Source organism: Streptomyces sp. NPDC059866 (assembly GCF_042731325.1).
Lineage (GTDB): Bacteria > Actinomycetota > Actinomycetes > Streptomycetales > Streptomycetaceae > Streptomyces > Streptomyces flavusporus.
Window position 1 is genome coordinate 59,044 of the sequence record NZ_JBHWJT010000014.1, and the last position, 13,152, is coordinate 72,195.

Annotated in this window: 9 protein-coding genes; 6 read left to right on the top strand and 3 right to left on the bottom strand. The window is 69.9% G+C overall.

Going from position 1 to position 13,152, the window contains the following annotated elements; all coding sequences use genetic code 11:
• Positions 1-1,560 (top strand): M1 family metallopeptidase, encoded by a 1,560-nt coding sequence (locus ACFV7R_RS22230; protein ID WP_385266312.1) that lies wholly within the window; start codon positions 1-3, stop codon positions 1,558-1,560.
• 192 nt (positions 1,561-1,752) lie between these two features.
• Entirely contained in the window at positions 1,753-3,246 is a 1,494-nt protein-coding gene (hflX, locus tag ACFV7R_RS22235) for a GTPase HflX (RefSeq protein ID WP_385265969.1), read from the top strand.
• A 75-nt stretch (positions 3,247-3,321) separates the two neighbouring features.
• Here the strand turns inward: hflX and ACFV7R_RS22240 are convergent, their stop codons facing one another.
• The 3 genes from ACFV7R_RS22240 to ACFV7R_RS22250 form a co-directional block, all read right to left on the bottom strand.
• Complete coding sequence (locus tag ACFV7R_RS22240) at positions 3,322-4,533, bottom strand: trypsin-like serine peptidase (RefSeq protein WP_385265971.1); 1,212 nt, start codon at positions 4,531-4,533, stop codon at positions 3,322-3,324.
• 168 nt (positions 4,534-4,701) lie between these two features.
• Positions 4,702-5,925 carry a trypsin-like serine peptidase gene (locus ACFV7R_RS22245; RefSeq protein WP_385265973.1) on the bottom strand — a complete coding sequence of 408 codons (1,224 nt, stop codon included), beginning with the start codon at positions 5,923-5,925 and terminating at the stop codon, positions 4,702-4,704.
• A 238-nt stretch (positions 5,926-6,163) separates the two neighbouring features.
• The gene (locus ACFV7R_RS22250) at positions 6,164-6,541 is read right to left on the bottom strand and encodes an L-histidine N(alpha)-methyltransferase (protein WP_385265976.1); all 378 of its coding nucleotides are present in this window, start codon (positions 6,539-6,541) and stop codon (positions 6,164-6,166) included.
• 445 nt (positions 6,542-6,986) lie between these two features.
• Between ACFV7R_RS22250 and ACFV7R_RS22255 the strand changes: the two genes are divergently transcribed.
• The 4 genes from ACFV7R_RS22255 (at position 6,987) to ACFV7R_RS22270 (ending at position 13,039) form a co-directional block, all read left to right on the top strand.
• Positions 6,987-7,691: an aminotransferase class III-fold pyridoxal phosphate-dependent enzyme gene (locus tag ACFV7R_RS22255; protein WP_385265979.1), complete on the top strand. Its 705-nt coding sequence runs from the start codon at positions 6,987-6,989 to the stop codon at positions 7,689-7,691.
• Positions 7,692-7,808: 117 nt separating this feature from the next.
• Positions 7,809-9,821 carry an IucA/IucC family protein gene (locus ACFV7R_RS22260; protein ID WP_385265981.1) on the top strand — a complete coding sequence of 671 codons (2,013 nt, stop codon included), beginning with the start codon at positions 7,809-7,811 and terminating at the stop codon, positions 9,819-9,821.
• A 120-nt stretch (positions 9,822-9,941) separates the two neighbouring features.
• Positions 9,942-10,742 (top strand): GNAT family N-acetyltransferase, encoded by an 801-nt coding sequence (locus tag ACFV7R_RS22265; RefSeq protein ID WP_385265983.1) that lies wholly within the window; start codon positions 9,942-9,944, stop codon positions 10,740-10,742.
• Between the two features lie 320 nt (positions 10,743-11,062).
• The gene (locus ACFV7R_RS22270; protein WP_385265986.1) at positions 11,063-13,039 is read left to right on the top strand and encodes an ATP-dependent DNA helicase; all 1,977 of its coding nucleotides are present in this window, start codon (positions 11,063-11,065) and stop codon (positions 13,037-13,039) included.
• Positions 13,040-13,152: the final 113 nt, after the last annotated feature.

Here is a 13,152-nt window from a genome sequence, read left to right on the forward strand (position 1 = left end):
ATGCTGCTCACCACCCCTGACAGGGCTTCCCTGTCCGGCGCCGCCGCGCCCCGACCTCGCACCAGATCCTCCAAGGCCACCCGAGGTGTCAAGGCGGCGCTGCTCGCCTCCGCCGTGTCCGTGTGCCTCGTCGCCGCGAGCACCCCACCGACCCCGCTGGGCGTCGGCGACCGTCTCTTCCCGCACCTGGGGAACCCGGGGTACGACGTGGCCTCGTACGACCTCTCCCTCACCTACTCCGGCACCAATGACAAGCCCCTCCAGGCGGTCACCACGATCGACGCCTGGACCACCGCCCCGCTGGAGCACGTCAACCTCGACTTCGCCCGCGGTGCGGTCCGCTCGGTCGAGATCGACGGTGAGCAGGCCACGTACGCGGCGGCCGGCGAGGACCTCGTGGTCACGCCGGACAAGCCGCTGCCCAGGGGGCAGTGGATGCGGATCACGGTCCGGCACACCAGCGACCCCGTGCCGGTCGGCGGCCGGGAGGGAGGCTGGATTCGCACGGCCGACGGACTCGTCATGGCCAACCAGGCCGACGCCGCCCACCTGGTGTTCCCGAGCAATGACCACCCCTCCGACAAGGCACTGTTCACCATCCGGGTCACCGCGCCCAAGAACTTCACGGCCGTCGCCAACGGCCTGCCGACCAGCGTGGAACGGGCCGGTGCCGCGACCAGATGGACGTACCGGACCCAGCACCCCATGGCCACCGAACTCGCTCAGGTCTCCATCGGCCGCTCCACGGTGCTGCGTCGCAAGGGCCCGCACGGACTGCCCGTCCGGGACGTCGTGCCCACCGCGCACAAGGCGTCCCTCGAACCGTGGCTGAAGAAGACCCCCGACCAGATCGCCTGGATGGAGAGCAAGGTCGGCCGCTACCCCTTCGAGACGTACGGAGTCCTCGCGGCCGACGCCTCCACCGGCTTCGAACTCGAGACGCAGACGCTCTCTCTCTTCGAGAGAGAGCTCTTCACCGACCCGGCCTTCCCCAAGTGGTACGTCGAGTCGATCATGGTCCATGAACTGGCCCACCAGTGGTTCGGCAACAGCGTCGGTCCGCGCACCTGGTCCGAGCTGTGGCTCAACGAGGGGCACGCGACCTGGTACGAGGCGCTCTACACGGAGGAGAAGACGGGCAAGTCCCTGGAGGCGCGGATGCGGGCGGCGTACGGCGCCTCCGACCGCTGGCGCGCGTCCGGCGGCCCGCCCGCCGCCCCGAAGGCGCCCGAACCCGGCAGCCGGCTGGGCATCTTCCGGCCGATCGTCTACGACGGAGCCGCCCTGGTCCTCTACGCCCTCCGCCAGGAGATCGGACGCCCCGCCTTCGAGCGCCTGGAACGAGCCTGGGTCAGCCGCCACAAGGACAGCACGGCGACCACCGCCGACTTCGTGGCCCTCGCCTCCCACACCGCCGGACGCGACCTGAGCGGCTTCTTCCAGAAGTGGCTCTACGGCAAGAAGACCCCGCCGATGCCAGGTCACCCGGGCTGGAAGCAGACTTCGGCCCCGAAGGCGGCCCCCTCGGCCCCGATGGCGGCCCGCACGGCCGGGAAATAAGACGGTGACGAGACGGGGCGTGCCGTGCGACCATCGTCAGGTCGGCGGCACGGTCCACCACCTCACGCCACGGGCACGGGTCACGGGAATCTCCCGGGGTACTCATGCGTTGTGGAGAGTGACGGACCGACTCCGAAGCCTCTGCTTCCGCCCCGTCGCCGCACAAGGATTCCGCATCGACGTAAGGACCCAATGACCTCCTCTTCTTCCTTTTCCCAGGACACCAAGCGCCTCGCGCACGACTACCCCGAAGGTCTTCGGGCCGATGCCCTGATGGAAGAGGACGTCGCCTGGAGCCACGAGATCGACGGAGAGCGGGACGGCGATCAGTTCGACCGCTCCGAGCGCGCGGCTCTGCGACGCGTCGTGGGCCTCTCCACCGAGCTCGAGGACGTCACCGAGGTCGAGTACCGCCAGCTCCGTCTGGAGCGCGTCGTGCTCGTCGGCGTCTGGACCTCGGGGACCGTGCAGGACGCGGAGAACTCCCTCGCGGAGCTCGCCGCCCTCGCGGAGACGGCGGGGGCGCTCGTGCTCGACGGCGTGGTCCAGCGCCGCGACAAGCCCGACGCGGCGACCTACATCGGTTCCGGCAAGGCCGAGGAGCTGCGCGACATCGTGCTCGAAACCGGCGCGGACACCGTCATCTGTGACGGTGAGCTCAGCCCGGGCCAGCTGATCCACCTCGAGGACGTCGTCAAGGTCAAGGTCATCGACCGTACGGCACTGATCCTGGACATCTTCGCCCAGCACGCCAAGTCCCGAGAGGGCAAGGCGCAGGTCGCGCTCGCGCAGATGCAGTACATGCTGCCGAGGCTCCGCGGCTGGGGTCAGTCGCTGTCCCGGCAGATGGGCGGTGGCAAGGGCGGCGGCCTCGCCACCCGCGGCCCCGGTGAGACCAAGATCGAGACGGACCGGCGCCGGATCCGCGAGAAGATGGCGAAGATGCGCCGGGAGATCGCGGAGATGAAGACCGGCCGCGAGATCAAGCGCCAGGAGCGCAAGCGCCACAAGGTGCCCTCGGTCGCCATCGCGGGCTACACCAACGCAGGCAAGTCCTCGCTGCTCAACCGCCTCACCGGGGCCGGCGTCCTGGTCGAGAACGCCCTGTTCGCGACCCTGGACCCGACCGTCCGCCGGGCCGAGACGCCGAGCGGTCGGCTGTACACGCTGGCCGACACGGTCGGTTTTGTACGGCACCTGCCGCACCACCTGGTCGAGGCGTTCCGTTCCACGATGGAGGAGGTCGGCGAGTCCGACCTGATCCTGCATGTGGTGGATGGTTCGCACCCGACTCCGGAAGAGCAGCTGGCGGCCGTGCGCGAGGTGATCAGGGATGTCGGCGCCACCGACGTACCCGAGATCGTCGTGATCAACAAGGCCGACGCGGCCGATCCGCTGACGCTTCAGCGGCTGCTGCGGATCGAGAAGCGTTCCATCGCCGTCTCGGCCCGCACCGGTCTGGGCATTGCCGAGCTGCTCGCGCTGATCGACAACGAGCTGCCGCGGCCGTCCGTCGAGATCGAGGCCCTGGTGCCGTACACGCACGGCAAGCTCGTCGCCCGTGCACACGACGAGGGTGAGGTGCTCTCCGAGGAGCACACGCCGGAGGGCACCCTGCTCAAGGTGCGGGTGCACGAGGAACTGGCGGCCGAGCTCGCGCCGTACGTTCCGGCGCCGACCGCCTGAGCCGGTGTAGCGCCGACGGACTGAAACGAATGGGCCCGCCCCTGGTGTGAGGGGCGGGCCTTTCTCATGGGCGCGTCATCGACCGCCGTAGGTCTCGCTCATGTTCTCGTACAGCGACTGCGCGTCCTGCCCCAGCTGCGGGCCGGCGAGCCAGGTGTTGTCGGCCGGGCCGATCGACGTGTTGGAGACCAGCTTGGTCTCGCCGTCCACGACCCGGAACCAGCCGCCGCCGGACGAGCCGCCCGTCATGGTGCAGCCGATGCGGTACATCGTCGGCAGGGACGGGCTGAGCGAGAACCGGCCCGGCTCGTCGATGCACTTGAACATCTTCAGACCGTTGTACGGCGCAGCCGCCGGGTAGCCCCAGGCGCCCATCTCCCTGGCCTCGGCCGCGGACGGGGCGGAGAAGTCCACGTCCAGTGCCGCGCCGACCGTCTCCTCCAGGGACTTGGCGCCCTGCTCCGGCTGCACGTGCAGCACGGAGTAGTCGTACGCCGCGCCCGCTCCGCCGGTCTCCGAGCCGCCCTCGATCCAGCCGTTCGATGTGGATGCCCAGTCCGCCCACCAGTTGCCGTACGGGGCGATCTCCGTGGCGTTCGCGCTGCCCAGCTCGGCCTCGGACTTGCCGAGGTCGTTGTAGGCCGGGACAAACACGATGTTGCGGTACCAGCCGCCGCTCTGTCCTGCGTGCACGCAGTGGCCGGCCGTCCAGACGAGGTTGGACTTGCCCGGATGGTTCACGTCCTTGATGACCGTGCCGGAGCAGACGCTGGGGCCTTCCGGCGAGTCGAAGAAGACCTTGCCGACCGGTGCCGCGTTCTGGTGGTACGGCGTCTTCTCGGCCGTGGCCTCCACGGGCGCGGGCTCGGGGTCGCTGACGCCCTGGCCGGCCGACGCGTCCTTCGTGGAGACCGTCTTGTCGGCCTCCTCGGCGGACTGCATCCGCTCGGGCTTCCAGAGGCCCTCGATCACCGGGTTGACGAAGTCCTTGGCCTCACTGAGCCACTTGTCCTTGTCCCAGTCCTGCCAGCCGCCGTCCTTCCAGTCGTCGACATCGATGCCGTGCTCCTTGAGCTGGTCGGCGATGTCGGACGGGATCCGGACCCCGCCGTCGGCGTTGCCGCCCGCCTGGGAGGCGGTGGCGCCGGGCTCACCGCCCGCCGTGTCCTCCCCTGAGCCGCCGCAGGCGGTCGCGGTGAGCGCCAGGGCGGCGACCAGGCCGCCGGCGGCGAGGAACGTGCGACGCCGACCGCGCCGTGAAGAGGCGGGCGTACGTGTGGAACGCATGGTGCGATGACCCCCGTCGAAACGTGCGTGTGTCATGTGCTTGTCATGCCGACGGAGATCTTCCTCGTCGGCAACACCCCACTATGCCCGTGGGGTTGAGGGTGAACGGCGGTGGGACGGTGAAGGTTTCCCGTACGCCGTCCCACCGCCGCCCGCGCTACGAGGCCGTCACCGGCCCGCGAACTTCCCGCTGACCGCGTCGAACACGCCCTTGGCCTCATCGCCCAGCCGCGGTCCCGCAAGCCAGCCCGAACTCACCGGACCGATCGAGGTGTTGGACACCAGCGCAGGCTTGCCGTCCGATCCGGTCGCGACCCAGCCACCGCCGGACGAGCCGCCGGTCATCGTGCAGCCGATGCGGTACATCGTCGGGTCCGACGCGTTGATCGACAGGCGTCCCGGCTTGTCCTGGCACTGGTACAGCGTCTGGCCGTCGTACGGCGCCGCCGCCGGGTAGCCCGTCGCGGTCATGCTGTCCACATCCGGTACGGCCGGGGCTGCGAAATCCACCGGAAGGGCTGAACCCACCGTCTCCTCCAGGGACTTGCCGCCGCTGCCCTCCTCCGGCGTCACATGAAGGACGGCGAAGTCGTACGCGGCTCCGTCCCCGCCGGTCGCACCGCCCTGCTCGATCCACTGGTCCGAGGTCTGCACCCAGTCGGCCCACCAGACACCGTACGGAGCGACCTCCTCCTTGGTGGCGCTCTGCAGCTCCGCGGCCGACATGGCCGCATCGTTGTACGACGGCACGAACGCGATGTTGCGGTACCAGCCGCCCTTCTTGCCGGCGTGCACGCAGTGACCCGCCGTCCACACCAGGTTCGACTTGCCCGGGTTGGCCGGGTCCTCGACGACCGTCGCCGAGCAGACCATCGTGCCTTCGGGCGCGTCGAAGAGCAGCTTCCCCGCCTCGGGCGCGTTGTCGTGGTACTTGGCCGGCACGGCCTCCGCCTCGACCGGCGCCGGCGTCGGGTCGGTCACGCCCTGGTCACCGGAGAGGTCGCCCTCGTCGACGCCCTGGTCCGGCTCCTCGGCCTCGCGCATCCGGTCCGGGTTCCACAGGTCCTCGATGATCGGGTTGATGAAGTCCTCGGCCTCGCGCAGCCAGTCGTCCTTGTCCCAGTTCTTCCAGGCGCCGTTCTGCCACTTGTCGAGGTCGATCCCGTGTTCCCTGAGCTGGTCCTTGATGTCGTCCGGGATCGTGATCCCGCCGTCGCCTTCCGCCGTTGCCGAGGCCGACGCCTCACCGTCCGCCGCGGGGTCGCCCGACTCGCAGGCGGTGGCCGTGAGCGCGAGCACTGAGGCCAGGGCAACGGCGGCCAGTGCGGGGGAGGTTCCGCGGCGCGTGCTCCCCTCCCGGCGAGCGGTGAACGACGGCCGTATGGATCGCATGGTGTTACTCCCCCTGGTGGTGAAAGGAATCCGCGCTGCGGCCGCGACCCCGGACCGAACTCACGCCGAGCTCAGACCGATTTCACGGCTCTCTGGGAATGGCACCCCACACTATGCGCTCGCAGTGGGGGACTTCCGACGGAACGGCAACGGTTTCGCTACGGGCTGTCTGAACTGGAAACTCGTCCGGAGTGCTGCCGATTTGACGTCCTCCCGCGACCGGCGGGGAGTTGCTCCCCTACGGTTTCGGGGTGGTCGGCGAGCTGCCGGGGCTGAGCACAGCCATGACGAGGGCCAAGAGGGCCGCCGGGTCGGTCCACCAGTGGCGGACGGTGAAGCCGCCCGCCTTGAGTTCGGCGGTGAGAGTGTCGCGGCGGAACTTGCACGACAGTTCGGTGCGCAGGTCCGCACCCTCGGCGAGGTCGAGGGTGAGATCGAGGTCGGGGATCTCGCGACCTGATCCGCCGGACCGGCCCTCGCCCTCGTGGGAGGCGCCGCGCCCGTCCCGACCGCGGTGACCGGCCCCGACTTCAGCATGTCGCTGCACGAGGCCGTCGCTGAAGCCCTCGGCGCCGGCGCGCGCGAACCGGCGACGGCGCAGGCCCTGGAGATGCACGAGCGTCGCGGCTCGGCAGCGTCCGGACGTCGGTTCAGTCGGGCCGGCACTTCAGCCGATCCTTCGCCGGCCGAGCTGCCTGAGCTGTGGCCTGCACAGATGAAGGATCTTGAAGCAACCCGTAACCCGGTGGCGGGGCCGCGGTTGGTAGCGGTGGGAAGGGGGAGCGGGGTTGGTCCGGGGCACCTGGGAGGCAAGGGCGCCTCGGGGCGATGCCGTCTGGTCCCCGAGGGTGCGTCCCGGTTCTGGGTGGGACGGACAGGGCCGGTGCGCTGTCAGGCATGGGACTGGTCGGGCCGGTCGCTGTTCGACGGGCGCCGGGGACCGTTCGCGCTGGGTGAGGCGGGAGCGGGCTCAGGAAAGCGAAGGGGGCGTTCGAGGGCCGGATGAGGAGAACGCGAGGCCAACTCGTCGCCCTACCGCGGGAGGACAGGGAGTCATGGCCGTGACCGAGGGAACCCTGCGCCGCCGGCCGGCGTGTGAGTCGGCAGCGCGGACCTGTCCCGAGCACAGCGGGGTGACGCCCGGCGTGATGATCCTGCCCGAGGCCGTCGGCGGCAGCCTGCCGCTGGCCGTGGTGGCCTACCGCGACGACATCGCGGGCCGCCAACCCGGCACTCACACCGGCCCCTTCCGCGGAAACCAGCCGACGATGGCCGCAGGCATGGCAACCCTCGCCCACGTCCGCGGGCACCGGCTCGTCGAACGAGCAGCCACAATCGGTTCCCGCATGCTGTCCCAACTCCGCGGAATTGTCGACGAGTTCCTCTCCATCCGCGAGGTATGCGGCGGGGGTCTGATGATCGGCCTCGAACTGGTGACCTCGGCGGCCTCCGATGCGGCGGCTTCCACAAGCCCGGGCCCCACCCACGACCCACGCCAAGCCGCCCCCGAACTGGCCGCCGCTGTCCAGCGGGAGTGCCTCTGCCGGGGCCTCATCGCCGGCCTCGGCGGCCGTCGGATGAGCGTCGTACGGCTGCTCCCTCCTTTGACCATCAGCGACGAGCAGGCGTCCGCCGTACTCGAGCGCCTGCCCGACACCCTCACGGCGGCGCCCCGCGGTAGCACCCGTCAACACCTGGGCGACCCGACGCCTCAAGCGCACCACCCGCTCCACAGCCACCCCGATCACGCCGAGCAGGCTCGGTAACGGGAGCGCCGATGCAGCTGTGCACGACGCCGATGCACCTGCGTACCCACGCACGCCCGCGCCCCAGCACCGCCTGCTCCTCCCACACGCACCAGAACGACCTCGCGAGGAACCGACGTGACCACCGCACCCACACCTGACGGCCGCCTCCGCACCCCCGCGCGGCGCGGGACGCAGACCCCGGCTGTGCCGACGAGCCCAAGTCTCCCTGGACAGCACGGCGGCGCTCAGGAAACCCAGCAGCACGACCACACCACCGACCTTCTGGACCACCCCGACGCCGGCACCGCGGCCCAGGCGGCGTCGGTGGAGAACCTGCTGCGCTGCTGGGTGCGCGAAACCGGCCTCGCAGCTCCCGACCACGACACCCTCCGTATCCCCTTGCCTGCCAGCGGCACCGTTCTGCTCGTCCCGGTGCACTACTGGTCACCCACGGGCTGGCACCGCTTCGGTCTGCCGTATCTCGCTGACGCACACCAACCGGCCCCGCCTCTCGATGCGGTCACCGTCGCAGCCCTGCTGGCCCGGGAGCCGATCGGCGGCCGGCCCCCGAAGCGCACATCGCCGGGGACGGGGACCGGCACGCCCGCCGCACCACCCGCTTCCATCCCCACAACCATCTCCGCACTTCCCACCTCCGTTTCCGCCCCCACACCCACCGAGGGCACCGATCTCGTCGCACGCGTCGCCGACTCCGTCCGCCGCGTCGTCACCTTCATCAGCGATCGCCGACAAGCCCTCGCCGACAGGCCCGACCTCTTCCTGGCAGCCGAACAGGCACTCCTGCTCGGACATCCCCTGCACCCGGCCCCGAAGAGCCGCGAAGGCCTCACCGAAGCCGAAGCACGGCTGTACTCACCCGAGTTGCGCGGCTCCTTCCCCCTGCACTGGATCGCTGCCGCTCCGTCCGTACTCGCCGGCGACTCGGCCTGGACCGAGCGCGGCCGTCCGGTTTCCGCTCCCCAGCTCACGACCCGCCTTGCCGGAGCCGGCCTGCCACTGCCCGACGGCTATGCCGCCCTGCCGCTGCATCCCTGGCAGATGCGCGAGATCCGGCACCGCCACGACATCGCGGCCCTGCTCGACGCGGGACTGCTCCGGGACCTGGGGATACACGGTTCCCCTTGGCACGCCACCTCCTCTGTCCGAACCGTCTACCAGTCGCACGCCCCAGCCATGCTCAAGCTGTCCGTGGGACTACGCATCACCAACTCCCGCCGCGAGAACCTACGCAAGGAACTCCACCGGGGTGTCGAGGTCCACCGCCTGCTGCGCAGCGGCCTGTCCCAGCAGTGGCGGGCCGCACATCCGTGCTTCGACATCGTCCGCGACCCGGCCTGGCTCGCCGTCGACGCACCGGACGGCAGTCCCGTGCACGGGCTCGACGTGATGATCCGGCACAACCCGGTCACCCCGTCGGACGACGTCTCCTGCGTCGCTGGACTCGTCGCACCTCGGCCGCACGTCCAGCCAGACTGCGCCGACCATCCGCAGTGCGCCACGCCGCCGATGCGGTCCCGACTGGCCGACCTCGTCATGCGGATCGCAGCCCGGGCCGGCCGGTCGCGTGGAGCGGTAGCGGCCGAGTGGTTCCTGCGCTACCTCGAACAGGTCGCCCGTCCCGTGCTGTGGATGGACGGCGAGGCGGGGATCGCCCTCGAAGCCCACCAGCAGAACACGCTGCTCGTGCTGGACGGCGACGGGTGGCCGGCGGGCGGCCGTTACCGCGACAACCAGGGTTACTACTTCCGTGAGTCCTGGCGTGCCGAGCTGGAGGCCCGGCTGCCGGGCATCGGAGAGCGCAGCGACACCTTCGTGTCGGACGAGACCACCGACGAGCGCTTCGCGTACTACCTGGCGATCAACAACGTGCTCGGCCTCATCGGTGCGTTCGGATCACAGCGACTCGCTGACGAAACCCTGCTTCTTGCCGCCTTCCGGCGCTTCCTCGAAAGCGCTGCTTCCGGCCCCGACCGGCTGCGCTCCTCACTTCCCGCCCGGCTTCTCGACTCATCCGTCCTGCGCTGCAAGGCCAACCTACTGACCCGGCTGCACGGCCTCGACGAACTCGTTGGCCCGGTGGACACCCAGTCCGTCTACGTCACCATCGCCAACCCCCTGCGTTCCTGACATTCATGCCTGACCACCGATGCGCCCGTGCCCGACCATTGCCCGAACACGGTCAGCTCTGATCACTGCCACTCCCTTCATCCACGAGGAAGACGCCCCGCATCCTGAGAGGAGCCTCCCGTGCCTCCGACCGACGCGAGCGCCGACGCTGGTGCCGCCCCCGTCACCGACCGGGACCCCGGCGCCGACGCGAGCACCGGCAAACCTGCGGACGCGGATGGTGAGGACACTTTGGACCTCAGCCTCTCTGCAGAGCTCATCTCGTTCCTCGCCAACGAGAGGGCCGACGCAGACAGGGGCGATGCCCGAGGGATGGCACGGCACACAGCAGTCACCACTGCTCTCCGCGACGATCTGCTCGACCACGTGGGCGATTGGGGACCCACCGACACACCCGCGGGTGTTTTCCAGCTCGTCCCCGTGCGGGTCGAACGGGATCTGCCGCTCATCGGCCGCTGGATGAACGACCCCGCCGTAGCCGCGTTCTGGGAGCTGGCCGGGCCCCCGAACGTGACCGAGGATCATATGCGTTCCCAATTGGCCGACGACGGACGCAGCGTCCCATGCCTCGGTGTGCTGGACGGCACGCCGATGAGCTACTGGGAGATCTACCGGGCGGACCTCGACTCGCTCGCCCGTTACTACCCCGCTCGGCCTCATGACACCGGTATCCACCTCCTGATCGGTGATGCCGCCGACCGTGGGCAGGGCATCGGCCGCATGCTGCTCAGAGCAGTCGCCGACCTCGTTCTTGTCAAACGGCCCGCCTGCGCACGTGTCGTTGCGGAACCCGACATTCGCAACACTCCCTCCGTGGCTGCCTTCCTCAGCGCCGGTTTCCGGTTCGCCGCCGAGGTGGACCTGCCTGTCAAACGGGCCGCTCTCATGGTTCGAGACCGGTCCCTGCGTGATCTGCTGTAGTGCTGTGCGATGGCGTCATCACTTTTGGTACACCGCTCGCCGCGACTCGGTTCCCACTCGATCCGAACTCGTTCGAGCCCAGATCGAAGCCCCGGGGTCTCCCAACGGAGGCCCACACACCGATCCCAAAGCGACCTCGGGTCCAACCGGCCGGTCCCGGATGCCGCACCCAACCGAACCCCAACCGAACCCCAACCGAACCCAGCCGCACCCAATCGATCCGAACCGATCCCAGCCCGGAAACCCAACGCATTGACCCCACCCGTCACCCCCGCTGCGATCACCCGTTTGTCAGTCCCGGGCCGTAGGGTGGACGAGCTATGACGAAGCCCTCACTCCCCGAACTCCTGCATGCCGCCGTCACAGCCGTCGGCGGGACGGAGCGCCCCGGCCAGGTGACCATGGCCGAAGCCGTCGCGGAGGCGATCGACGACGGTTCCCATCTGCTGATCCAGGCCGGCACCGGTACCGGCAAGTCGCTGGGCTATCTCGTGCCTGCGCTCGCGCACGGGGAGCGGGTGGTGGTGGCGACCGCAACCATCGCGCTGCAGCGCCAACTGGTGCAGCGGGACCTGCCGCGCACGGTGGAGGCGCTGCACCCCCTGCTGCGCCGCCGCCCGGAGTTCGCGATGCTGAAGGGCAGGTCGAACTACCTCTGTCTGCACCGCCTTCACGAGGGCGTCCCGCAGGACGAGGAGGAGGGCCTCTTCGACCAGTTCGAGGCGGCAGCGCCCACCAGCAAGCTGGGTCAGGATCTGCTGAGGCTGCGCGACTGGTCTGACGAGACCGAGACCGGTGACCGTGACGACCTCACACCTGGTGTATCCGACCGCGCCTGGGCCCAGGTGTCTGTCTCGTCGCGGGAGTGTCTGGGCGCCTCGAAGTGCGCGTACGGCGCCGAGTGCTTCGCCGAGATGGCCCGCGAGCGCGCCAAGCTCTCCGATGTTGTCGTCACCAACCACGCTCTGCTCGCCATCGACGCCATCGAGGGCGCCCCGGTCCTTCCGCAGCACGAGGTGCTGATCGTGGACGAGGCGCACGAGCTGGTCTCGCGGGTCACCGGCGCCGCCACGGGTGAGCTCACCCCGGGCCAGGTCAACCGCGCGGTGCGGCGCGCCGCGAAGCTCGTCAACGAGAAGGCCGCCGACCAGTTGCAGACCGCCGCCGAAGGCTTCGAGCGGTTGATGGAGCTTGCCCTGCCCGGGCGCCTGGAAGAGATCCCGGAGGACCTCGGATACGCGCTGACGGCGCTGCGCGACGCCTGTCGTACGGTCATTTCCGCCATCGGCGCGACCCGCGACAAGTCCGTGCAGGACGAGGACGCCGTCCGCAAGCAGGCGCTGGCTGCGGTGGAGACGGTGCACGACGTGGCGGAGCGCATTACGCACGGCTCGGAGTGGGACGTCGTCTGGTACGAGCGCCACGACCGCTTCGGCGCCTCTCTGCGGGTCGCCCCCATGTCCGTCTCGGGCCTGCTGCGCGAGAAGCTCTTCACGGACCGCTCCGTCGTCCTCACCTCGGCGACCCTGAAGCTGGGCGGCGACTTCAACGGTGTCGGCGCCTCCCTGGGACTCGCCCCCGAGGGCACCGAGGGCGAAGACCTCCCACATTGGAAGGGGGTCGACGTCGGTTCGCCCTTCGACTATCCCAAACAGGGCATCCTGTACGTCGCCAAGCACCTCTCCCGCCCCGCGCGGGACGGTGACCGGGCGGACATGCTCAATGAGCTGACGGAGCTCGTCCAGGCAGCCGGCGGGCGCACCCTCGGTCTGTTCTCGTCGATGAGGGCCGCTCAGCTGGCCGCCGAGGAACTGCGTTCCCGCCTCCCCGAGTTCCCGATCCTCCTTCAGGGCGAGGAGACCCTGGGCGAGCTGATCAAGAACTTCGCGGCCGATCCGAAGACGTGTCTCTTCGGTACGCTGTCGCTCTGGCAGGGCGTGGACGTCCCCGGCTCCAGCTGTCAGCTGGTCGTCATGGACAAGATCCCGTTCCCGCGGCCGGACGACCCGCTGATGAGTGCCCGCCAGAAGGCGGTGGAGGACGCAGGCGGCAACGGCTTCATGGCAGTGGCGGCCACACACGCGGCGCTGCTCATGGCCCAGGGCGCCGGTCGCCTCGTACGAGCGTCGGGAGACCGTGGTGTGGTCGCCGTGCTCGACCAGCGTTTGGCCACGGCCCGCTACGGGAGCTATCTGAAGGCGTCACTGCCCGACTTCTGGTACACGACGGACCATAAGCAGGTCCGGAAGTCGCTGGCCGCGATCGACGCGGCGGCGAAGCAGGCGGAAGTGACGTGACGAGTGATGGCGGGTTGGGGGGGGGGGGGGGCCGCGGGGGGGGCGCCCCCCCCCCCCCCCAAAAAACAACCCCCCCCCCCCCCCCCCACCCGCGCGGGGGGCCCCCCCCCCCC

Excerpts from the sequence above, each read along its gene's own strand:
- ACFV7R_RS22230 (WP_385266312.1), top strand. The coding sequence starts at position 1 with ATGCTGCTCACCACCCCTGACAGGGCTTCCCTGTCCGGCGCCGCCGCG.
- hflX (WP_385265969.1), top strand. The coding sequence starts at position 1,753 with ATGACCTCCTCTTCTTCCTTTTCCCAGGACACCAAGCGCCTCGCGCAC.
- ACFV7R_RS22240 (WP_385265971.1), bottom strand. The coding sequence starts at position 4,533 with ATGCGTTCCACACGTACGCCCGCCTCTTCACGGCGCGGTCGGCGTCGC.
- ACFV7R_RS22245 (WP_385265973.1), bottom strand. The coding sequence starts at position 5,925 with ATGCGATCCATACGGCCGTCGTTCACCGCTCGCCGGGAGGGGAGCACG.
- ACFV7R_RS22270 (WP_385265986.1), top strand. The coding sequence starts at position 11,063 with ATGACGAAGCCCTCACTCCCCGAACTCCTGCATGCCGCCGTCACAGCC.